Origin of the sequence: Shewanella profunda, from assembly GCF_023283765.1 — a bacterium.
Taxonomy (GTDB): domain Bacteria; phylum Pseudomonadota; class Gammaproteobacteria; order Enterobacterales; family Shewanellaceae; genus Shewanella; species Shewanella profunda.
Window position 1 is genome coordinate 60,072 of the sequence record NZ_JAKILG010000007.1, and the last position, 22,476, is coordinate 82,547.

The 22,476-nt window shown below is 49.4% G+C and carries 18 protein-coding genes; 13 read left to right on the forward strand and 5 right to left on the reverse strand.

Features of this window, described 5'->3' with window-relative positions; translation table 11 throughout:
• Positions 1-103: 103 nt before the first annotated feature.
• From L2744_RS05680 to L2744_RS05725, 10 genes are all read left to right on the forward strand, one after another.
• The gene (locus L2744_RS05680; protein WP_248990990.1) at positions 104-1,603 is read left to right on the forward strand and encodes an efflux transporter outer membrane subunit; all 1,500 of its coding nucleotides are present in this window, start codon (positions 104-106) and stop codon (positions 1,601-1,603) included.
• The gene (locus L2744_RS05685) at positions 1,600-2,715 is read left to right on the forward strand and encodes an efflux RND transporter periplasmic adaptor subunit (protein ID WP_248990991.1); all 1,116 of its coding nucleotides are present in this window, start codon (positions 1,600-1,602) and stop codon (positions 2,713-2,715) included. Before L2744_RS05680 ends, L2744_RS05685 begins: the two co-directional genes overlap by 4 nt.
• The gene (locus L2744_RS05690) at positions 2,712-5,807 is read left to right on the forward strand and encodes an efflux RND transporter permease subunit (protein WP_248990992.1); all 3,096 of its coding nucleotides are present in this window, start codon (positions 2,712-2,714) and stop codon (positions 5,805-5,807) included. Before L2744_RS05685 ends, L2744_RS05690 begins: the two co-directional genes overlap by 4 nt.
• Before the next feature lie 16 nt (positions 5,808-5,823).
• Positions 5,824-6,447, forward strand: a complete 624-nt coding sequence (locus tag L2744_RS05695; RefSeq protein ID WP_248990993.1) for a paraquat-inducible protein A — start codon at positions 5,824-5,826, stop codon at positions 6,445-6,447.
• On the forward strand, positions 6,444-7,076 hold the full coding sequence (locus tag L2744_RS05700; protein WP_248990994.1) for a paraquat-inducible protein A: 633 nt from the start codon (positions 6,444-6,446) through the stop codon (positions 7,074-7,076). Before L2744_RS05695 ends, L2744_RS05700 begins: the two co-directional genes overlap by 4 nt.
• Positions 7,073-8,650, forward strand: coding sequence for a PqiB family protein (locus L2744_RS05705; protein WP_248990995.1), 1,578 nt, complete (start codon positions 7,073-7,075; stop codon positions 8,648-8,650). The genes L2744_RS05700 and L2744_RS05705 overlap by 4 nt, the downstream gene beginning before the upstream one ends.
• Before the next feature lie 5 nt (positions 8,651-8,655).
• Positions 8,656-9,264: a PqiC family protein gene (locus L2744_RS05710; RefSeq protein WP_248990996.1), complete on the forward strand. Its 609-nt coding sequence runs from the start codon at positions 8,656-8,658 to the stop codon at positions 9,262-9,264.
• A 23-nt stretch (positions 9,265-9,287) separates the two neighbouring features.
• A complete protein-coding gene (locus tag L2744_RS05715) occupies positions 9,288-10,298 on the forward strand; it encodes a lipid A deacylase LpxR family protein (RefSeq protein ID WP_248990997.1) in 1,011 nt (336 codons plus the stop codon).
• Between the two features lie 99 nt (positions 10,299-10,397).
• Positions 10,398-11,984 (forward strand): methyl-accepting chemotaxis protein, encoded by a 1,587-nt coding sequence (locus L2744_RS05720; RefSeq protein WP_248990998.1) that lies wholly within the window; start codon positions 10,398-10,400, stop codon positions 11,982-11,984.
• Positions 11,985-12,372: 388 nt separating this feature from the next.
• Positions 12,373-13,314 (forward strand): sensor domain-containing diguanylate cyclase, encoded by a 942-nt coding sequence (locus L2744_RS05725; protein WP_248990999.1) that lies wholly within the window; start codon positions 12,373-12,375, stop codon positions 13,312-13,314.
• A 76-nt stretch (positions 13,315-13,390) separates the two neighbouring features.
• On the opposite strand, the gene L2744_RS05730 is transcribed toward L2744_RS05725, so the two are convergent.
• From L2744_RS05730 to L2744_RS05740, 3 genes are all read right to left on the reverse strand, one after another.
• Complete coding sequence (locus tag L2744_RS05730; protein ID WP_248991000.1) at positions 13,391-14,257, reverse strand: NmrA family NAD(P)-binding protein; 867 nt, start codon at positions 14,255-14,257, stop codon at positions 13,391-13,393.
• Positions 14,258-14,339: 82 nt separating this feature from the next.
• Positions 14,340-15,056: a TetR/AcrR family transcriptional regulator gene (locus L2744_RS05735; protein ID WP_248991001.1), complete on the reverse strand. Its 717-nt coding sequence runs from the start codon at positions 15,054-15,056 to the stop codon at positions 14,340-14,342.
• 54 nt (positions 15,057-15,110) lie between these two features.
• The gene (locus L2744_RS05740) at positions 15,111-16,700 is read right to left on the reverse strand and encodes a bifunctional 3-(3-hydroxy-phenyl)propionate/3-hydroxycinnamic acid hydroxylase (protein ID WP_248991002.1); all 1,590 of its coding nucleotides are present in this window, start codon (positions 16,698-16,700) and stop codon (positions 15,111-15,113) included.
• Positions 16,701-16,858: 158 nt separating this feature from the next.
• On the opposite strand from L2744_RS05740, the gene L2744_RS05745 reads away from it, so the two are divergent.
• The 3 genes from L2744_RS05745 to L2744_RS05755 are packed head-to-tail and all read left to right on the forward strand — an operon-like array spanning position 16,859 to position 20,875.
• Complete coding sequence (locus L2744_RS05745) at positions 16,859-17,932, forward strand: VOC family protein (RefSeq protein ID WP_248991003.1); 1,074 nt, start codon at positions 16,859-16,861, stop codon at positions 17,930-17,932.
• Positions 17,933-17,947: 15 nt separating this feature from the next.
• The gene (locus tag L2744_RS05750) at positions 17,948-18,898 is read left to right on the forward strand and encodes a fumarylacetoacetate hydrolase family protein (RefSeq protein WP_248991004.1); all 951 of its coding nucleotides are present in this window, start codon (positions 17,948-17,950) and stop codon (positions 18,896-18,898) included.
• A complete protein-coding gene (locus L2744_RS05755) occupies positions 18,899-20,875 on the forward strand; it encodes an acyl-CoA synthetase (RefSeq protein WP_248991005.1) in 1,977 nt (658 codons plus the stop codon).
• A gap of 301 nt (positions 20,876-21,176) precedes the next feature.
• Here L2744_RS05755 and L2744_RS05760 read toward each other — a convergent pair whose 3' ends face one another.
• Complete coding sequence (locus tag L2744_RS05760) at positions 21,177-21,515, reverse strand: TraR/DksA family transcriptional regulator (protein WP_248991006.1); 339 nt, start codon at positions 21,513-21,515, stop codon at positions 21,177-21,179.
• 92 nt (positions 21,516-21,607) lie between these two features.
• A complete protein-coding gene (locus tag L2744_RS05765; RefSeq protein ID WP_248991007.1) occupies positions 21,608-22,462 on the reverse strand; it encodes a universal stress protein in 855 nt (284 codons plus the stop codon).
• Positions 22,463-22,476: the final 14 nt, after the last annotated feature.

Genomic DNA, 22,476 nt, shown 5'->3' on the forward strand with positions numbered 1-22,476 from the left:
TGCTCACGGATCCCAACGAAAGCCTGACCCTTCCCTGACCACTCACGGTAACGGCGCTGTTATGCTGATTTACAAAATTAAACATACACAATGGGAATATCAGATGCCTTTAATAGTCTCTATACCCCTGATGTCGCGCCCGATAAAGAAGCGACTCATTGCCGTCATGGTCACATCTACCTTGGCACTTGCCTCGACCGGGTGTGACACCATGCGGCTACAGTCAACAGTCGAACTGCCCGATCAGTTCACCGCCGCCGAAGCCGTTGCCAACGAGCCCGAAATCGCTTGGTGGAACAGCTATGGCGACGTTGTACTTTCTGAACTTATCACTCGCGCAGCGAGTGAGAATCGCGATATCCGCATGGCCATGGAACGCGTCCGAGCTGCCCGTGCTGGCGTCACTATCAGTCGCGCCGCTATGTTGCCCAATGTAGGGGCGGTAGCATCGGCCAGTGATTCTGGAAATGGCTTCAATGGCACCGCCAAGCAAGGCGCACCTGAGATGCAGAGCCTATCAGGCGGTTTGAGTGTTTCCTGGGAACTTGACTTGACCGGACGCTTGCGAGCCGGTGCTGCCGCGGCGGAGGCCGATGCTCAGACGAGCGAGGATCAGGCGCGTGCCGTACGTCTATTAGTGCTGACCGATGTTGCCAGCAACTACTTCAGGCTGACAGGTGCCATGCGTCAACTCGACACTGTACGAGCGATTGCGGCAACCCAAGAGGAAACATTACGGCTAGTAACCGCACGTCATGTAGCCGGTCTGGCCTCGCCATTTGATGTTGAGCGCGCTCGAACCGAAGCGTCCCGCGCCCAAGCCAGCATCCCCCCCTTAGAGACCCTAGTTGCCGTATCACGACATCGCCTTGCCGTGTTGATGGGGTTAGCGCCATCGGCAACCGCCGAATTAACCCCGACCAAGATGCTCGTCGCAGTGCCAGAGATCCAACCTGGACAGCCAGCAAACTTGATCGAGCGTCGCCCCGATCTACTCGCGCTCAAATCTCAGCTTGAAGCTGCAAATTGGCGCCGCCAACAAGCCTCTACCGAATGGTTTCCGCGCTTGTTTGTCAATGCCCTATTCGGCCATCAGAGCTTAGAAATGAACGGTCTAGATCTAGGCTCGGCACGTTTCAATAATGTGGCAGGCCTATTAAGTATGCCTATATTCGACTGGGGCCGGACGAGTGCCATCAACGAAACCGCCGAGAGTATGCAATCCGAGGCGCTGCTGCGATATGAAGACGGCATAATGCGTGCGCTCGAAGATGTCGAAAACGGCCTTGTGGCACTGCGCGATGAACGCAACCGAGCGCAAATGTTGCAAAGTGCGGCGGCTTCGGCCCAAGCCGCATTAGGCCATGCAGAATCCCTCTATGAACGCGGACAAATTGACCTGTTACCACTGCTCGATTCACAACGTGCTCGCTTAGCCGTTCAGATCAGTGCTAATGACAGCCAAACCCAATTGCTGCTCAACAGTGTGCAACTGTTTAAGGCGCTCGGTGGTGGCTGGCAATTCTTTGAACCGACCAGCTCGAGTGCTGTCGCCCCCGCTATCTCCCAAACTCAAACATCTACCAATGAGGTATCGTCGTGAAATTTTTTGCCGCAGCGGCTATCGCCGCAACACTCACTACCCAACTTTGTGCCTGCTCTGAACCTGCTCAAACAGCAGAGATCTTCAGGCCAGTAAAAACGGTCGCGTTGAACTATGAGGATATGCGTAATACTAATAGCTATTTCGCTACAGTGGCTTCGCGCTACGAAGTCGATCAGGCTTTCCGTATCGGCGGCAAAGTGCTCGAGCGTCGAGTCGATATCGGTCAAAGCGTAAAAGCTGGCGATATATTGGCTGTACTTGATGATATTGATTACCGCCTCAATCAAGAGGCTGCGCTACAAAGACTAGATGCGGCGAAGGCTGCAGCACGTCAAGCTGATTCGGATTGGAAGCGATTGGAAGCATTGAAAAAAGATGGTTCAGTCAGCGAATCGCTTGAAGAACAAGCCCACAGTACCCTGTTGACCACTCGTGCGGTAGCCGAAGCCGAAGCACGCCAGTTTGACTTGGCCCGCAATCAGGTGAAGTACACCGTCTTGCGTGCATCAAACAGTGGTGTGATCACTAGCCTGCATATGGAAGTTGGCCAAGTGGTGGCGCCAGGGCAAGCAGTGATCTCTATCGCTAATGAGAATGAACCTGAAATTGTTGTCGATGTGCCTGAAAATAACCTAGAGGAATTTAAAAACTCGCACTATAGGGCAACGCTGTCTAGCGCTGCTAACGACAGTTTTGATGTTGTTCTACGTGAACTTTCAATGCAAGCCACTCCCCAGACGCGCACCTATCGCGCCAAGTTGAAACCCGCTACACCGCGAAAACTGCCTTTGGGTGCCTCGGCGACACTGGTGGCCAAGCATAGTACCCAGGATGCACAGGTGGCAGTGATTCCTTCGTCAGCACTCACGCAATACCAAGGATCTCCTGCCGTGTGGACAGTTCATCCCGTGGATGATGGTTTAACCGGAACCGTTGAGCAGATTAACGTTGCCATAGAAGGCTATCGCAATGATGAGGTCTTAGTGTCCGGCCCAGTCGCAGGAACCTTAGTGGTCACTGCAGGGATCCAGAAAATGGCACCGGGCTTACGAGTAACATTACCCGCTGCACAAGGGAAGATGCTTGCTGGGCAGGAGGTGAGTAAGTGAAATCTTTCAACCTAACGGAGTGGGCACTGGGCCATCGCGCCGTAGTGCTATTTCTCATCGTCCTCATCTCAATAACTGGGGTGCTTGGTTTTGGAAAGCTGGGACAGCTCGAGGATCCTAACTTTTCAGTGCCCTCAATGACGGTAATGGTGTTATGGCCTGGCGCGACGGCACTGCAAGTGCAAGACGAAGTCCTTAACCGCATGGAGAAAAAATTTGAGCAGCTTGATCACTTCGAAAAAGTAGTGACCTTCGCTCGTCAGGGATTTGGTGGCATGACCATCACGGTCAAGGGCGGCACAACTCAAGCGGACCAGCAAGAAGCATGGTATCAAGCTCGCAAGAAATTCAGTGATCTGAAGTTGGAGCTGCCAGATGGGGTCGTCGGCCCAATCTTCAACGATGAATACGGCGATGTATATGGCTTGATGTATGCGTTAAAAGGTGACGGTTTTAACCTTGCTGATCTGTCCGACCAAGCTGAACTCATTAAGCTTCGCCTGCTTAAAGTGCCCATGGTGAAGAAAGTAGACTTGTTCGGTAAACAAGCAGAACGAATTTATATTGAGTTCTCTCACGAACGTTTAGCTACTTTGGGTATTTCGCCACAACAAATCGTGGATACACTTAGTAACCAAAACGCCATCGTTCCTGCAGGGTCACTCGACACCCGTAATGATCGCGTGTTTGTGCGTGTTAACGGTCAGTTTAAAAACGTCGATGACATCCGTAATCTGCCGATCGCCGTGAATGGACGAGTCATTAAACTGGGCGATTTCACTACAGTTCATAGTGATTATGAGGATCCACAGACCTACACCATTCGCCACAACGGCCAGCAAGTATTGATGCTCGGCGTGGTAATGACCAACGATGGCAACATCGTTCGCCTTGGCGAAGCTCTCAGTGTTGCAATACAGGATATCCAGAACGAACTCCCCTATGGTGTTGAACTGGAACAAGTCGCCGATCAACCTACGACGGTCAAAGAGGCAGTCTGGGACTTTGAGCGTTCCTTGATGGAAGCATTAGCGATTGTTGTTATTGTCAGTCTAGTGAGCCTGGGCTGGCGTCCGGGTCTTGTCGTCGCCCTTTCTGTGCCCTTAGTGCTGAGCATGGTGGCTATCGTCATGTTGGGTCTGGGCTGGAATCTTGAGCGTATTTCTCTGGGATCCTTGATCATCGCACTGGGGCTGTTAGTGGACGACGCTATCATAGCCTTGGAAATGATGGTGGTGAAAATGGAAGCGGGTTGGAGTAAGGCCGAGGCCGCCGCCTATTCCTATAAAGCGACCGCTATGCCGCGTCTTAGTGGAGCGCTGATCACGGCTGCAGCCTTTATGCCTGTCGGTTTTTCCGAATCGACAACGGGCGAATATGCTGGGGGGATCTTCTGGATTGTAGGCGCGGCAGTGCTGCTGTCATGGATTTGTTCTGGCCTATTTACCCCCTACCTCGCCGTCAAGATGTTGCCTGATGATCTCAAACATCACGATGCGAATGTGACGCCATACTCGACACCATTCTACCGTAAGCTACGGGGATTAATCCAAAAGACCATTGCGCGTCGCTGGTGGGTTATTGGTGCTACGGCTTTTGCATTAGTGTTAGCCGTGTGGGGAATGAAGCTGATACCTCAGCAATTTTTCCCAAACAGTACTCGACCTGAGCTGATTGTCGATCTGCGCGTTAAGGAAGGTGCATCATTTGCAGCCACCACTGAGCAAGTTAAACGCATGGAGGAATGGCTCTCCAAAGATGAAGATGTGCGCTTCTTTACCGCCTATACAGGTGCTGGTGCGCCGCGCTTCTATCTATCGCTAAACCCAGAGTTGCCTAACCCAGGTTATGCGCAATTTGTGGTTATGACCCACGATCTAGAGGCCCGTGAGCGAGTACGTTCTCGTTTAATGACTGTCTCTGACGAGAAGTTTCCTGAGACCTGGGTGCGTGTCACTCGACTCGAACTCGGCCCCCCAGTTGGCTTCCCTGTGCAGTTCCGTATTGTCGGACCCGACATTGAGATGGTGCGTTCAATTTCTCGTAAGGTTGAGCATATCGTAGCGAGCAATCCAGAAGTACGAGACGTTCAACTCGACTGGAACGATCCTGTGCGTACGCTGCGAGTTGAGTTGGATCAGGAAAAAGCACAAGCACTCGGCTTGAGCCCTACGGATATAGCCCTAGCGACGCAATCACTGATGCAGGGAATACCTCTATCGCAGCTACGTGATGGTGAAGAACTGATCGATATCATGGCCCGTGCAATTCCGTCTGAACGCTTAGATGTTAATACGCTCAAGGATATTAACCTCTATACCCGTCAGGGAACTGTGGTGCCTTTATCGCAGATAGCAACGATTAGCAATGAATTAGAAGAGCCTGTGCTGTGGCGTCGTAACCGCGATATGGCAATCACTGTTCGTGCCGATGTTATCGATGGTGCCCAGGGTGTCACTGTGACTGAGGCCATTCTGCCATTACTGGAGAGTGTCAAAGCTCAATTGCCCTCGGGCTATCGCATTGATGTCGGTGGTGCAGTTGAAGAGAGCGATAAAGCGAACGCCGCTCTTATGGCTGTCGCGCCTGTAATGCTAGTGACTATTTTGCTCATACTGATGTTGCAATTACAGAGCTTCTCGCTGATGACCATGGTGTTCCTAACGGCACCGCTGGGTCTGATCGGGGTTGTCGCCGCCCTGCTACTGTTCCAAGCACCACTAGGGTTTGTTGCCATCCTTGGGATTATTGCGCTGTGCGGGATGATTATGCGTAACTCAGTGATCCTTATCGATCAGGTGCAAATCGAGGCCGCTAGTGGTCGCGATCCTTGGACCGCAGTGGTAGAGGCAGCGGTGATGCGTGCTCGCCCAGTGATATTGACTGCTGCGGCAACCGCGCTTGCCATGGTACCACTCACTCGCAGTGTGTTCTGGGGGCCAATGGCTATCGCCATTATGGGAGGCCTGATTGTGGCGACCATGTTGACTATCTTCTTCGTGCCAGCGTTATATGCCGCTTGGTTCAAGATAGAGCCACCTTCAGCTACACAGGACAAGCCAGAAGTACAAGCCCCAGTGCTTGAATCTTAAGGCAGGAGACGGTCAGATGACATCAAGATCTGCCCCAAAACAAACATTGCAAACTGCGACTGCTTGTCCAGAATGCGATCTGCTGGTCGATGGAACGACCAACAGCGGCCATTGTTCACGTTGTGGCGCACGACTCTATCGACAAGGGCGCCACAGCCTAGACAACACTTTAGCACTAGCCTGTTCAGCCCTAGTGTTATTGATCGCTGCCAATGCTTTTCCGATCGTTGGACTCGATATTCAGGGACAACGTATCGAAACGACTGTGATTGGCGCGGCGGTCAGTTTGTGGCGAGAAGAGATGGGAATGGTGGCCATCTTGGTGTTATTGAGTACAACAGTCCTACCTCTCATTGAGCTAGCGGGGCTGGTCTGGATGGCATTACCGCTACGATTAGGTAAACGTCCTCCAGGTTTCTCTTGGGTTTTCAGAGTACTACACATGGCCCATCCTTGGGCCATGATCGAAGTGTTTATTATGGGTCTCCTCGTTGCACTGGTAAAATTAACCAACGTTGCGGACGTCTTTGCTGGCGCCGCCGCTTGGTGTTTCGGCTGCGTGATGCTACTGCTGGCAATCCTTCACACCATAGTTGAGCCACGGGATCTCTGGCAAGCTTGGGAAGAGGCAGAGCAATGAGCGGGTTGCAAGCCATCCGAACAGGCACAGCCACGTGTTTGACATGCGGCATGCTGGGTTCGCCGATCCCCAAACCCGTCTGCAAACGTTGTGGTTCATCGCTTCATTTTCGCAAGCCGAACAATATTCAGCGCACTTGGGCGTACCTGATTGCCGCCTATGTGCTGTATCTGCCAGCCAATTTGCTACCGATAACCATCACTCGTTCAATTTTCGGGACACAACACGACACTATTATGAGTGGTGTCGTTTATCTCTGGCACAGCGGTTCTTGGGCCATCTCGCTCATAGTGTTTATTGCCAGTGTCGTCGTACCTTTGCTGAAATTGTTCTCGCTAACCTTACTCGTTATTAGTGTCCAACGTCGATGGTGCGGGGAAGTGATGCGGCGGGCGAAGCTCTATCGCATCCTCGAGGCCATCGGCCGCTGGTCCATGCTCGATGTCTATGTCGTCACCATACTTGTCGCATTGGTGCGTGCCGAATCCCTCGCCACTATTTCACCCGGTAGCGGTGTCCTTGCTTTCGCCGCCGTCGTCATCCTGTCGATGCTGGCGGCCATGGCTTTCGATCCAAGACTTATCTGGGATCCTCTGGACGAGACGCAACCGAAGGAAAATGTAAAATGAATCTAGGTAAAAATTCTGCAGCATCAGTAACCTCCAATAATTTCCCCACAGGAAATTCTCGCTCGCGTAAGGAATTACTGATCTGGATTGTACCGGCGCTAGCCGTACTCATCGCCATAGGCTTGGCCGTTCAAGCCGTCCTGATGCGCGGGCCAGAAATTACGATACAGTTCCCCACGGCGGAAGGCCTAGAGGTGAATAAAACCAAGATCAAGTATAAGGATGTAGAGATAGGTATGGCGACGTCCATTGCCTTGAGTGACGACCAACGCTCGGTCAAAGTCACCGTTGCTATGGCCAAGCAGGCCGAATCACTGCTAGTCAAGGACAGTCGATTTTGGATAGTACGCCCCCGTATTGGGGCGGGTGGCATCTCCGGCCTGAGCACTATGCTTTCTGGCGCCTTTATTTCCATCGATCCCGGCTCCTCGCATGAGCCTTATCACAACTTTATTGGGTTAGATACCCCTCCGCTGATCGTTAGTGGTATGTCTGGTCGTCAGTTCTTGCTCACCGCCGACGATCTGGGCTCTCTCGATATTGGCGCCCCAGTGTATTACCGGCGTATACCGGTCGGCCGCGTGGTCGGTTATGCCATGCATCCCGATGGTAAAGCTGTGTCTGTGCGTATTTTTGTCGATGCTCCCTTCGATCGTTTTGTCACAACAGCATCGAGGTTCTGGCATGCCAGCGGCATAGATGTATCCCTTGACAGCGAAGGGGTAAAGATGGATATACAATCTCTGGTCAGCCTCGCCGTTGGCGGGGTCGCTTTCACTAATAGCAGTGATGCGAAAGACGTGGCAATGGAGGAGGCATTAGCTGAATCCGAGTTTCCCCTCTTTAACGACCGCACCGATGCCCTAAAAGTGCCGGACACTCTGGTCCAGAAATTCGTACTGATCTTCGACGAATCCGTGCGCGGGCTGACAGTAGGTTCGCCAGTAGACTTTCGTGGTCTGCCTGCTGGAGAAGTATCCCGCATCGATCTCGATGTCCGCTCCGCAGGCGCCGATGTGACCATGGCCGTCGAAATCAGCCTCTACCCCGATCGCCTAGCAAGTCGACAACGGGATCAAAGCGCGCAAACACAAAGCTCATCGAGCCTACGCCAGATTATCGATAGTATGGTGGTCAATGGGTTACGTGCCCAATTACGCACAGCTAACCTACTGACAGGACAACGCTATGTAGCATTGGATTTCTTCCCCAAGGCCAAGGCAACCCAGATGAACTGGGCGCAGACAATCCCCCAATTACCGACTCAAGCAGGTTCCTTAGATTCCTTGCAAGATCAACTGCAGAGCGTCGTAGAAGCCATGCATAAAACCTTGGAACATACCGATAAGCTGGTCGTCAATATCGATAAAAACGTCATACCTGAGCTGTCTGCGACACTAATCGACGCCCGTAGCACCTTAAATCAGGCCGAACGTGTGCTTGCCAGTGATTCTCCAACACAGTTGCAGTTGCGTGACACCCTGCGAGAAGTCGGTCGAGCCGCGACGGCAGTCCGAGATCTTGCCGATCTGCTCGAACGACACCCGCAAGCACTCATCACTGGAAGGAAGTAAACCCAATGATATATATGGAAAAAATCATCATTATATCCCTAACGCTATTTGTTGCGGCTTGTGTGACTTCTACGCCAGTCCATTACCTCTCGCTTGATGATGGGCAAGCAACACCATTAGGGTCGCCGAGCGGTCTGCGTGTCGCCATTACCCAAGTTAACTTGCCAGAGGTTATCGACAGGCCGCAATTGGTCATCCAGACCGCGAGTTATCAACTGCAAATAGATGAGCAATACGAATGGGCTGAGCCACTGCGAGCACAAGTTCCACGCGTCTTTGCCCGCTATCTAGGCGAGGCATTGGACTCTAGTCGTGTTATCGCATTAGCCATAGATGCCCAAAATTTCGATTTGGATTTCAAGGTAATGCTAAATATTCAACGCTTCAACGTGATAGCAAAACAAGAGGTTGAGCTGGACGTGCTATGGCGTGTGGAAGCGCAAAATGGCAGCAGCTTTGTGGGTCGCAGTTTGATCAGGGAAGTGATAGAGACAACGGGATCCAGCGACTACACAAATGCACTGGCAGCCAAGAACCGTGCATTACAAACCACGGCAAAGCAGGTTGCATCTGAGATCACTGATAAGCTCAAGGAAACAACTTCAACTGATTAATTATTAAAAGGAAACTGCTGATTATGAAAAAAACACTCACCAGAATCTTACTGATTGGCCTCTGTCTAGTCAGCAGTTTATCCCAAGCTTGGGCGGCCAGTGATGGAGCTATATCACTCACCTGGGAAAATGATGCCTTCACAGGTACAGATAACAACTACACCAATGGTGTTGGCTTTACCTGGGTTTCAGGCGCTATCGATACCGATAACGATGGGCTTGTTGAGCAGTGGACTGACCTCTGGTCTTTCCTGCCCTTCGTTGCAGACAGTGAATACCAGACCTACGCGTCTTGGTCTGTAGTGCAGGAGATGAATACGCCCGACGACGACACTATTCCTAATCCCAGCGAAGACGACCAACCTTTTTCAGGGATCCTCTATATCGACAGTACCTTGTATGCACAGAAGGAAGACTGGATGCACCTCTGGCAACTCAAGCTGGGGGTCGTTGGACCTATGTCCCATGCCGAAGATGTGCAGCGAGGGTTCCACAAGGTGATTGGAGCCAACAAACCGCACGGCTGGGACACTCAGTTGCCCAATGAAGCTGTAGTAAACCTTACCTACACGGTTGCCCACCTCGTCGCAGCAGGCTCTGTCGGAGATTCAGCACAATGGCGGCTAGTACCCATTGGAACCCTTGGACTGGGTAACTACTTTACTGGCGCAGGTGCAGGTGTCTACGGTGAAGTTGGCTGGAATCTAGTGGACGCCTTGGGGGTGAGTGCATTGCGTTCTGGGTTTAATGTGGCCTCCACTGTCGGTGTCAAACCCTTGGCCGAGTGGTCCTTCAGCTTCTTCGGCGGCATAGGCGCTTACGGTGTTGCCCACTACCTACCATTAGACGGAACCTTATTCCGAGACAGTCGTTCCGTCGATTCTAATCCTTTGATTGGTATGGTCTCTGCCGGATTTTGCCTGCGTAGGGGGACATTCAGTTTGAGTTACTCCAATACCTTTTTCTCTGAGACCTTCGAAACCGAACGCCACAAAACTGACTTTGGAACCCTAGGGATGTCATGGACTTTCTAGCGGTTAACACACTATAGGGTTCCACACTGAATCAACCTAACTTTGAAAAATGGCGCATAACAACGCCAGTATCAAACCTATTTTAACTGAGAGACCTGTATGTACGACAAGCACAACATCACCAACGTAGAACATCATTTAGATCCCAAACGCCCCTTAGTGAGCATGACAGATCTCAATGGCATTATCTTGAATGCCAATGCGAGTTTCGTCCAGATCAGTGGTTTTCAGCTAGAGGAACTGCTCGGCCAACCACATAATATTATTCGTCATCCTGATATGCCGCCCGAGGCATTTGCCGACATGTGGAACACAATTAAAGCCGACAAGCCTTGGCGAGGCGTGGTTAAAAATCGTTGCAAAAATGGGGACTACTATTGGGTAGATGCCTACGTCACTCCGGCATTTGAACAAGGGAAAAAGATTGGCTATATGTCTGTCCGTAGCCGCCCTACCCCTCAACAAATAGCACAAGCCGAAGCTCTGTATACGGCGGTAAGACAGAAAATGGCTATCATCCCTGCCACGAAATATCAACACGACATCTCGCTCAAGATAAGGTTATTACTATTAATATCCCTCCCTACACTGTGTCTGGGTGCTGAACTGTTTGTCGCTGAGCATTGGCGTTGGAGCGTCAGTTTAATGGGCGCTATTTTGGGGATAGGATTGGGACTATGGACCTATTTAGGCATTCTATCGCCACTAAAGCGGATTGGTGATGCGATGAATAAGATCTCAGCGGGGAACTTCCGCTATGAAATTAATCCACATGCAGCCCAAGAGTTCTCTGGCATTTTGGTTGGCTTTCAGTCTATGGGCGTGAGTCTGCGTGCCGTAATCGCCGACATGTTGATCATCGGAGGAGACATAGAATCTCAATCTCGCACCCTTAATGGTCAAGTAGAAGATGCGACTCATCGTACTCGGCAAGGGGCAGAAAATATCTGCACAATGGCGGCGGCAGTAGAAGAACTATCGGCTTCTGTCAGCGAAATTTCGCAACACACACGCCAAAGTGCCGAACAAGCAACCGCCGCAGTGGAGCAAGTTGATCTGGGCGATAAACAAATCTCCTCGACATTGGAAGCGTCAAAAGAGGTGAAGGCAAGTATGGATAGTGCTCAAGCCATGATTATAGAGTTGGATGCCGAAGTATCATCAATCCGACAACTTGCGCAGATCATTAAGGAAATCGCAGATCAAACCAATCTTTTGGCGCTCAACGCCGCGATTGAGGCCGCACGGGCGGGTAACTCCGGCCGAGGCTTTGCGGTGGTAGCCGACGAAGTGCGCAAACTGGCAGAGCGAACTAGCGGTAGCACAGTGGAAATCGCTTCCACCGTCGAACGTATTGGCACCTGCACAGCCAATACTCTCGTTGCTATGGGGGAAGCGGCTAAAGAGGTTCAGCACAGTAATACCCTGCTTGAGGCGAGTCGAAACACTTACGAGGCTATCAAAGGTTCGGCGGGCGACATCCAGCGCTCCGCACGAAATATTGCCCACATGCTGCAGCAACAAGAAGTCGCCTCGGCTGAAGTAGCAAATAACATTGATTACATTAGTTCACTCGTCGAGCAAAACAGCCAGAGTGTGACATCCATACACGAAGCCGCCGAGCAATTAAATCGTACCGCGAATCAACTGCAATTTATGACCAGATCTTTCGAGCCCTCTTTATAAAGCGAGAAATACGAGAAATAATAGTGATCAATATACGCCAATGCACTGCCTCACTAAAATGACTTAAACCGTGGTAAAACTGCCATATCGTGATGCCTATTATTTATGGCATTTACGATATGGCATAAATAATTGTGTGGCGGGACTTACACTACACATACTTTCACAAGCTGATTTCTGTCCCCCCAAAAATAGACAATTAAAGAGAGCGGATCTGCCGTAGCGGAGGATCCCAAAAAAGTCATTGAACAGCTTTACACCGTTTTGACCCCTAACGATAAAGTGCTTTACCTCAGTAAGCTGTTGATCACTTGTAGCCTATTGGCAAAAGTGATTTTGCTCGACTAAGATCATGATCAGATTTGTTCAATTAAGATCGAGGTTAAAAATGGCAAAAGTTTTCACAGACCAATTGATTTCGCTATTAATTGAGCATGTTACTCAAACTGAGAACGGAATCGCTGCCCTTGACTCAAATGATCGCTTTATTTTTTTTAATGATGCATTTACTTCTATGTTTGGTCTTCAAGGTTATCTAAAGCTTGGGCATACCTTTGACGATATGCTAACCCAAATGTTTACCCAAGGTGTGGGTCCAAACAGCAGAGCCTCAACACTGAAAGATTGGCTGGAATATGTCCATTTTCAGTACCGTACTAAGCCCTTTCGCAGCTTTGAAGTGGACTTGGTAAACGGCCACTGGGTGTTGATGACTGAACAAGTCAACGCTAATGGTGAGGTAGTGCTAGTCAGCAATGACATTACCAGAGCAAAAAAAACCGAACTGGAGCTTGAAGCCGCACGCGCGATACTGGAACGACAAGCCCTGACAGATGAGCTAACGGGTATCTCAAACCGTCGTCATTTTATGATGTTACTGCACAGCGAATATCACCGAACTAGACGATATGACCGCTGTACTGCTTTAGCTATTTTAGATATTGATCATTTCAAGAAAATAAACGATATCTACGGGCACCCAGTTGGAGATGAGGTGCTTTGCCACTTTACTCACCTACTTCAGATGCAGCTACGCAAACAAGATGTGGTAGGCAGATTAGGGGGAGAAGAATTTGCTATATTACTGCCCGAGACCGCTGAAGCTGAAGCGGTTGTTCTTATTGAAAGGATTATTAAAGAACTCAAGCTGGTCAACTTGGATACCATAGCACCCGGTTTTAACTATACCTTTTCTGCTGGGGTTGCAGAGCTGACCGCAAAGAATATGACTAGCATTGAGAATTGGATATCTGTTACCGATAAAGCACTCTATCAAGCAAAAACATCGGGAAGAGATCGAGTGATGATATACAACCCCACCCTCAAATAAATATGCTAAGCACACAGACAAGCTTGTGCCTCATATTCAGACCCTGTAGAGCCTAATCAACAAGGTCTCATCGCTATTATTTTGATGTAAAGTGATGAATATGTTGCTTAAGAAACTCAGGCAACAAAACCACTTTCCTTCCAGTCAGTAAGCTGACGTCATCGGAAGGATCATCTGAAATCCCCTGCCGATAGAGACCGGCCATCTCCATCTGATGTTGAATATGCGCCTTTGGCATACCTTTGATAAGCATGACTATTTTTGTAAGCCACATCGGCACATATTTATATCTTATCTGTTGTCCCATCAAATTGCTGAGCTCATCAGCCAGCTTCTGGAACGATGATGGGCTTCCGCACATCTTGTAGGTTTTGCTCTCTACCTTGTCATCGGTCAGTAGGTGCACGGCACAAGCGGCTATATCTCTGGTGTCAATAAAGCGAAACGCTGTTGAAGGTGAAAATGGCAGCATGATTTTTGCTGATTTGCGCACCATATCGGCCTGAAGCCCCAATAGGTTCTGCATAAAGAAATTGCATTGTAAAATACTGTATGTTTTGGCATGAGCCTTTAGCTCCTGCTCTATATGCCAGTGTGCCCGCCCCACGGCCGAAGGCGAGTGTTCGCTGACGCTTTTGGGTGTACCTGATATTTTTACTATATGCTGGATACCCACTTTACTGGCGGCTCGAATCGCATTAATTTGCTGTTGCTGCATGGCTTCAGAATTGGGTGAGACCAGTAACAATTTGCTACCCCCCACCATGGCTCTCTCCAGAGAGGTCGGGTCATCCAAATCTGCCACTCTCATACTGTGACCAGTGAACTGCGCCGGAGCTTTCTGCAAATCGCGGCTAAGAAATACAGCTTCTTGCTCACCTTTAACCAGAAGGTCAGACACTTCGCGACCAATATTACCTGTAGCACCAAGCACTATAATCATAAAAAACGTACCACCTGTTTAACTAAAAAATACTGATTAAAGCACCGACTCAGGACCCAATCTGTCCCTGTCGATACGGCTGTTATCCTGAATTTCTGGGCCTACCACGTTTCGGCTTTTTCGTCGGGACAGTGCTACTCTGAGGTTCTGTTTCAGGCAGAGGTAAGTGTGCAATACGATGAGCTTCTACGGCATCAACACCCAATCCTAGCAGTAACATCTCCGTCAGTATTACATCGGCCCCTAGTTGGTCGTAACCATCCAGTATGGCTGCCATCATGCCCGTTGTGGCTGATGCAACCAGTGTCACGGCAATGGCCTCACTCCCATAATTGAACATCCCCTGACGTGAACCCAACTGCAAATCGCCCCGCAAATTGTTAGCCACCGCGGTACGAATTCTGCTGTCGTACTGAAAGATGTTCACCACTGCACCAGCCCAAATCCGATCACGCCTACCCTCGCGAATAAACATGCGAACGCCTATCGCAAGCCGCTCAGCTCCACTTTCAATGCCCTGGCTGAACTTAGTGATTTGGTCGGAAAGCTTATCTGCCAGTTCCATACCCACAGCTTCCAGCACCGCTTCACGGCTTCTGAAATAGTTGTAAACCGTACCATTAGAAACCTCGGCCTTTTCCGCTAACTCATTGAGAAGGAGTTCACTTACGCCTTTTTCGGCATAAATGTTTAAAGCGGCGTTCAGTAGAGCCTGCCGGGTTCTGGCTTTCTTTTTATATCCACGTGTTAATTTTTGATCTTCCTCAGTGATTAACCCCATATCTGTATCTGGGAGCATATTGTTATCCTTTCGATGTCAAATAATTAAAAGTATATCAATACTGACATATTTTTAATTTTTAAACATGGACAAGGCCTGACGAATAAGTTCAGAACCTTGTTCAGCAGGACCATCCAACATCACCACCTGATCAGGCCGCACGACCACCAGCCAGCCACAGGCTTTCCCCAACACAAAGGCATTGCCCATGGTTTCGGCAAAAGGCGTATCGCTGGTTTTAAATTGTCCCCGTAGTCCGAGGTGCAAATAACGTCCTCCGACGGCTTCCCACGCTTGACAGATGCTAGTATCCAGACCTTTTTTTGGATCAATACCTATCCCCAGCAACAGCAGTTGCGACCCAAACACATCATCGCTCAACTGCATTCCCTGTTCTGTTCGTAGCCATTCCTGCGGCAGTTGTGCGCCCCGTACTAGGCCAGCATTACTTTTTCCCTTGCTGAAGAGCCCTTTAATAAAGCGATTAGCTGGCTTAATTTTTAGTTCTTCAAAATAGGGTCTAGTCAATGGGAACATACCCAGCAATCGCATCAATCCGTGCACAGCGATGGCTTTGAACGCTGAAGTCGGCATAACAAGTTTACCCATCATCCTAGCGAGATCGATCATTTGCTTGGCATGGGGGCGACGTTCTTGATCGAAACTAGCCAGAATGGCTGGCGTTGCTTTGCCCTCTGTAACCCAGGCAAGTTTCCATGCAAGGTTGGCGACATCCCTAAGCCCTGCGACCAGTCCCTGCCCAACAAAAGGAGGAGTAATATGTGCTGCATCGCCGACAAGAAACACCCTTTCTTTTTGGAAAGCATTGCAGCAACGGGCATGGAAACGATAGACAGCCTGACGCTCTATCGTCAGATCTTCAGCGCTAAGCCAGGGAGTCATCAGCTCGGCAATTTTTTCTGGTTGAACCATGTCTTCACGTTTTTCATTCGGATGCAGCATAAACTCCCAGCGTTCACGTCCACCCGGAGCAGGCATATGGGGTGATGGGCGTCTGGGATCGCAGATAAACTCAACATGGTCTATGGCTTTGTTATGGCGCCCATTAACGTCCACTATCAACCAATCTTCCGCATAGCTTTCGCCTTCAAATTCCTGACCTATCAAGGAACGTACTCGCGAACTTGCACCATCGGCCCCCACCAGATAGCGAGCGAACACTCGCTCTTGCTCACCATTGGCATTTTCAAGGGTGGCAACCACACCTTGGGTATGCTGTTCGAAACCCAATAATTCGGTTTGAGTCCGAACAGTGACGCTAGGCCAAGATGTAACCAGCGACCTCAGCGCACTTTCAAGGGAAGGCTGGTAAAAGGTCACCAACTTTGGATGACCATCTATACTGCCACTGGTGTTAACCCTAGCAAACTGACCTAAATAGGGGCTGTGCATCCGAACTTCTTGGATGCCATAACGTTCAAAACTCTGATCATCTAATCCAACCATCTGGAGTATGCGTAAAGCTTCATTGTCCAGCGCAATCGCTCTGGGAGCCATGACCAAATCTTCTAGTCGATCTATCACAAGGCAACGAACTCCGTAGCGCCCCAATAACGCTGCCAAAGCGGCTCCCACAGGCCCATAGCCCACAACCAATACATCAACAACTTGCTCTGACATCCAGTCTATTTTCTCTTGCATATTCATTTTCTACTCATGGTTTCATGGATGGCTAAGTGGGTACTTTTCAGAAAAGCGAGGATCCATCCATCGAGCCAATATTGACATTTGTATCAATATTGATCTATTTTCAAATAAGTGCAATATAATTTATAAATTACTAAGGGCTACCCTAATTCATGCCTCAACTCAGCACAGACCAACCTCAACGTCATCCTTCGCCCACGGTGAAGGCAAAGAAACTTACATATTTGTCTTTCGAGTTGCCGGATCTGGACAAGGCGGAGCGCTTTTTGAGCGACTTCGGTCTGGTTCTAGCAAAACGCGAAGAACGCACGCTGTACATGCGTAGTGCTGGCACAGAACCTTTCTGCTATCGGATTGAGCAGGCAGAGCAGCCCAAATTTCTGGGCTTTGGATTACTGGTCGACGGAATGGACGCGTTGGAAAAGCTTTCACTGTTACCCGGTGCTTCCGCAATTCAACTACTGGACTGTCCAGGCGGTGGTCAGGTGGTGCGTTTGCAGGACCCTTCAGGTTTTACGGTGGAAGCTTTGTTTGGCCTGCAAGAGCAAGCGGCATTAAGCCATCGTGCTGCGCTGGATTTGAATTACGAATTAAAAACGCCACGGGTTAACACTGCCCAGCGGCCACCTATAGCCGCACCTGAGGTGCTGAAACTGGGCCATGTCGTACTGGAAGTGGCTGATTTTCAAGTTACCAGTAGCTGGTATAGCCAACATTTCGGTTTTATTCCAAGCGATGTACAGGTACTGCCGGATGGTTCACCCGCTGTGGTCTTTATGCGACTGGACCTCGGAGATACACCCTCTGACCACCATACCCTCGCGATAGCGCAGGGCTTTATGCCTTGCTATAGCCACAGCGCTTTTGAGCTGGTCGACGCAGACGCTGTAGGTATGGGGCAAAGAGTACTGAGGGAAAAAGGCTGGGATCATGTATGGGGCATGGGCCGCCATATTCTGGGCAGTCAAATTTTTGATTACTGGCAAGACCCATGGGGATTCAAACTCGAACATTACTGTGATGGTGATGTGTTTACTAACGATGTTCCAATGGGGGTTCATCCGGTCAGCCGTGAGGCGATGTCGCAATGGGGACAGACCATGCCTGCAAGTTTTACTAAACCGAAACTCACACCCACGAAAATCAAAGCCATGTTGCATCATTTGCGCCATAGCCCAGATCTGACATTACGCAAATTAATTACATTGGCAAAACTATTTAGCTGATCACCGGAGATCACCATGGCACTACATATTGTCCGCTTTCAGCACGATGAAGCTATCGGCTGGGGCATACTCGAAAATAACAATGTTTACCCTCTAAATATACCTTGCTCGACTACTAAGGCATTGTTAGATATAGACAGAGAAAAGATGAAAGCCGCTATTGGCAAAGAGGCTCTAACGCTAAGCAGCATTAATCTACTCTCTCCAATTACGTCGCCGAGCAAAATACTCTGTCAGGGGGCGAACTACCGTCAGCATATGATTGATTCAGGTATGGATCCTGATGTCAAAAAGTTCAATATGTTTTTCACTAAATCGACCGCTTCTATCAACAATCCCACTGGTGTAATCATCAAACCCTGGCATGTGTCGCTTCTTGATTATGAGATAGAGTTAACCTTAGTTCTGGGTAAACAAACTCAGGGACCTTTAGAAATCACAGAACACAATCTACATGAATATGTCGCTGGGATCTGTATTGGTAATGATGTCTCTGCCCGAGATATACAGATACCACAGATGCAATTTCACAAAGGCAAAAGCTATCGTACCTTCTGCCCACTTGGGCCCGTCTTATGTTTACTCGATAAAAGTGAAATGCATTACCTAAACTCACTACAATTAAAATTGACAGTAAACGGCAATATTCGCCAACAGGATTCTACTGCCAATTTAGTATTTAAACCTGCGGAGTCACTCTCCGAGTTTTCTCAAATCCACGACTTTGAACCTGGCGATGTGGTGATGACAGGCACACCCAGTGGTTGTGCCCTAAAGCTCCCGCCTCCGTTAATTATCCGTTTGTTGGGGTTATTACCTGAAAGTAAAAGATGGCAACTGTTTATCAAAAGCCAAAAACGTCGCGAGGAATATCTTAAACCCTCTGACTATTTGGAAGCCACTATTGCCAGCCTAGATGGAGTGATCAATCTAGGACAACAATTCCACGTCATTAAGGATGAATAGATGCAAACTTATTCTGGCATAGGCTGTTATGAAGATGTACTGGCAATGGAAGCTGCAGGCAAGCCAGAGCTTCCAGCCAGCACCTATGACATGATCCGTCAGGGGGCTGCACGAGACCCGCATGCACCTGCACTGACGTTTTTTTTGCAGGCAGACGAGCATAAAGATCCCGAAACCTGGACTTACCAGGCGTTGCTGGAACAGATCCATCAAACGGCTAACTTTCTGCATAAATTAGGTGCCGACAAAGACACAGTCATCGCCTACATACTGCCGAATCTGCCAGAAACTCATTTTATAATTTGGGGTGGGCAGGCTACAGGTATTGTCGCCGCTATAAACCCTTTACTCGAGCCAGAAGCTATGGCGGATCTGCTGAATGCAGCAGGTGCGTCTATTCTGGTCACACTGGCCCCTTTTCCTGGTACAGATTTATTTGCCAAGGTCAGTCAGATGTTACCAAAGGTGCGTGGCATCCGGCATCTGGTACTGGTTAATCTCTGTGATCGGGTGCGTGGTGCGAAAAAGCAGGGCGCCAAAGAATTACAACAAATGGAAGTGCTGCGTTTGTGTGGTTCAGGCCTGCTGAGCAGCCGGCTGCCAGCTCAGATTCTGGTGCATGATTTTGCTGAAGCCATCGACAGTCAGACGAAAGACAAGCTGAATTCAGCCCGGGTGTTTTCTTCCAGCGATTACTCCTCCTATTTCTGCACAGGAGGCACTACCGGAGCACCAAAAATAGCGGTGCGAACCCATGGCAATGAAGTGGCCAACGCCTGGAGTGCCAGTCAGTTTTTTGGCTCAGATACGGCAAAACCCAGAAAGGTATTCTGTGGCTTACCTCTGTTTCACGTCAATGCTGTGCTGGTGACTGGTCTGTTGCCTTTTTCTATTGGCGGTCAGGTCATACTGGGCACACCACAAGGCTACAGAGGCGAAGGTGTGGTAAGCCGTTTTTGGGAATTGGTAGAGCATCATCAAATCAACTCATTCAGTGGTGTTCCAACCTTGTATGCCAGCCTGATGCAGGTGCCTATAGGTGATCGGGATATCTCGTCACTGGATTATGCCTTATGTGGTGCAGCACCTATGCCAGTGGAAGTGTTCCGTCGTTTCCAGGACATCACGGGCGTGAAAATACTCGAAGGTTATGGCCTGACTGAAGGCACTTGTGTCAGCAGCGTCAATCCTCTTCGTGGAGAGCGCCGTCCTAGTTCCATAGGACTGAGGGTTCCGGGGCAACAGATGAAAACTGTGCTGCTGGATGAGCAACAGCATTATGTCAGAGATTGTGTTACCGAAGAGGTTGGGGTGATAGTTATCTCTGGCCCGAATGTTTTTTCTGGTTATAAGATTGCAGAACAAAATCAGCATCTTTGGGTGCAGATGGACGACGGTCAACTGTGGCTTAACACAGGTGATTTAGGCCGTCAGGATGCCGAAGGCTATTTCTGGCTGACCGGCCGTAAGAAGGAACTGATTATCAGGGGTGGGCACAATATAGATCCATCCAGCATTGAAGAGGTTCTGCATCAGCACCCTGCAGTGCAGGTAGCCGCTGCTGTGGGCCGCCCTGATCCGCAGGTGGGGGAATTGCCTGTCGCTTATGTCCAGCTTAAACCTGGCGCCAGTACAACGGTCAGCGAGCTGATGGAATTCGCCAAACAACAGATTGTGGAACGAGCTGCGGTTCCAAAGCAAATCCAGATAGTGGATGCCATCCCATTAACTGCTGTAGGTAAAATTTTTAAACCCGCTCTTAAACACCTCGAGATCCGCAATGCCCTGTCTGCTTCGCTACGCGAGGCCGGACTTGAACACTTTAATCTGGATGTGTCGGAAGACAAAACTCTGGGGATCAGCCTGCTGGTTCAACTGGAGAGCAGTAATGATAAAGCGCAGGCAGAGCAGGTATTGGGTCAGTACCCTTTCCATTTCAAGCTGGAGGATGATTTTAAATCGGCAGCGGTGCCATAATCGGACGGGATCTGAACATCTGTGGCAACTTTTGGTAAGCATTATTTCATAAACCTAAGCTGTTTATGTGGATAAAGAAAACGCCATTCACAGTATGATCCTTTACCAAAAACACATATTGAGCGAGTTAGGATCCTGCTAGGATCCTAACTCATTTAACATCATCTAAATGCCTGTAGTTTCTACCCGATTGAATACGAATGGCGTAACTCTACAACACAAAATGATCGCACCTTAGCTCGCGCTTAGTTGCAATGAATACATCCTAGGACTGCAAAATATTGCATCAGTATAGTGAGTGTTATGTTTGGGCGCAGTGAATACAACGGGTCACGGTAGGATCGAACTTAAGTCGATTCAAATCGATATCTTCGCCACAGACAAAGCACTCACCATATTCATCGCTATTTATTCGCAATAATGCGCCTTCGATAACCTGTAATTGATGTTGCTTACGCCGCGCGGCTTCCAATCCCATTTGCTGTCCTTGCAGTGCATCCATGCGTGAGAGGCGTCCGAGTCGTGATTGGTCGAGTTCAACCACTTGAGTATCATTGGTTTCTGCCGCGATCTGCGCTAACAAGCTTTGATACATTTGCTGTAACTGTAAATGCAGTTGCTGTTTTAGCTGTTCGTTCATCTCACCTCCAAAACTTAAGTGTCAGACTCTATTCCTAATATTTTGCACCTATGAGTGCCATAGACACCCATAAGCACAAATATCAACATCTGTTAGCGCAACAATAACAAGGGGATATGGCTTTTGCTGATCATCCTTGTAGTGTTACTACCCACGAAAAATTCCCGAATACGCGAATGTCCGTAGGCGCCCATCACCATAAGATCGATTTGATGTGCAACTTGATAAGCCTCTAGCGCCGTTTGCACCTCTCCCTGACAAACTGCTGTGATCACATTGAAATTCGCTTGAAGCAGAGCCTCTGTCACTAAGTTCAATTCAGTTATGGCCTGGGATTGATTGTCAGACACCATCACCAAATGACACTCAAGTCCCTTTAGCAGTGGACTAGTCGCAACGCGATTGAGGGCTTTTTTCGCAGTTGCGCTGCCATCATAGGCGATCATAAATCGCTTTGGCGCTTGAAATTCAGCCATCACCACTAAAATAGGTTGTTTAAGTGTACGAATAACACTTTCTAGATGGCTGCCAATGGCCTGTGCCTGATCCTGATGTTGCTCCCCCTGACGCCCCATCACCACCAATCTTGCATGGTATTCCTGCTCTAACAGGGTTTCCACTAAGTCACCATGGCGCTGCAAGGTTTCAACGACGACATTAGGTTGGCTCTCAACAACACGGGCCCTTGCATCTTGCAGCATATACTTACCCTGCTCGAGCGCCAGTTTGCCTCGGCGCTCTTCGAGCTCAACCATTTCATTGAGCAAGTGCTCCCGCGTACCTAGGCCAATATTTCCCGATAGATTTGACTCTATCGGATAAGCTGATTTATCTAATACATGCAATAGGGTCACTGGAGCATCCAGTTGCAGAGCGGCCCAGCCACTGGCATCACATACGGCGAGTGTCGCTTTTGAACCGTCGATACAGGCAATCACATTTGTCATCGTTATTTTCCTTT

Excerpts from the sequence above, each read along its gene's own strand:
- L2744_RS05710 (WP_248990996.1), top strand. The coding sequence starts at position 8,656 with ATGATATATATGGAAAAAATCATCATTATATCCCTAACGCTATTTGTT.
- L2744_RS05715 (WP_248990997.1), top strand. The coding sequence starts at position 9,288 with ATGAAAAAAACACTCACCAGAATCTTACTGATTGGCCTCTGTCTAGTC.
- L2744_RS05700 (WP_248990994.1), top strand. The coding sequence starts at position 6,444 with ATGAGCGGGTTGCAAGCCATCCGAACAGGCACAGCCACGTGTTTGACA.
- L2744_RS05755 (WP_248991005.1), top strand. The coding sequence starts at position 18,899 with ATGCAAACTTATTCTGGCATAGGCTGTTATGAAGATGTACTGGCAATG.
- L2744_RS05765 (WP_248991007.1), bottom strand. The coding sequence starts at position 22,462 with ATGACAAATGTGATTGCCTGTATCGACGGTTCAAAAGCGACACTCGCC.
- L2744_RS05735 (WP_248991001.1), bottom strand. The coding sequence starts at position 15,056 with ATGCTCCCAGATACAGATATGGGGTTAATCACTGAGGAAGATCAAAAA.
- L2744_RS05725 (WP_248990999.1), top strand. The coding sequence starts at position 12,373 with ATGGCAAAAGTTTTCACAGACCAATTGATTTCGCTATTAATTGAGCAT.
- L2744_RS05760 (WP_248991006.1), bottom strand. The coding sequence starts at position 21,515 with ATGAACGAACAGCTAAAACAGCAACTGCATTTACAGTTACAGCAAATG.
- L2744_RS05680 (WP_248990990.1), top strand. The coding sequence starts at position 104 with ATGCCTTTAATAGTCTCTATACCCCTGATGTCGCGCCCGATAAAGAAG.
- L2744_RS05695 (WP_248990993.1), top strand. The coding sequence starts at position 5,824 with ATGACATCAAGATCTGCCCCAAAACAAACATTGCAAACTGCGACTGCT.
- L2744_RS05720 (WP_248990998.1), top strand. The coding sequence starts at position 10,398 with ATGTACGACAAGCACAACATCACCAACGTAGAACATCATTTAGATCCC.
- L2744_RS05730 (WP_248991000.1), bottom strand. The coding sequence starts at position 14,257 with ATGATTATAGTGCTTGGTGCTACAGGTAATATTGGTCGCGAAGTGTCT.
- L2744_RS05740 (WP_248991002.1), bottom strand. The coding sequence starts at position 16,700 with ATGCAAGAGAAAATAGACTGGATGTCAGAGCAAGTTGTTGATGTATTG.
- L2744_RS05750 (WP_248991004.1), top strand. The coding sequence starts at position 17,948 with ATGGCACTACATATTGTCCGCTTTCAGCACGATGAAGCTATCGGCTGG.
- L2744_RS05745 (WP_248991003.1), top strand. The coding sequence starts at position 16,859 with ATGCCTCAACTCAGCACAGACCAACCTCAACGTCATCCTTCGCCCACG.
- L2744_RS05705 (WP_248990995.1), top strand. The coding sequence starts at position 7,073 with ATGAATCTAGGTAAAAATTCTGCAGCATCAGTAACCTCCAATAATTTC.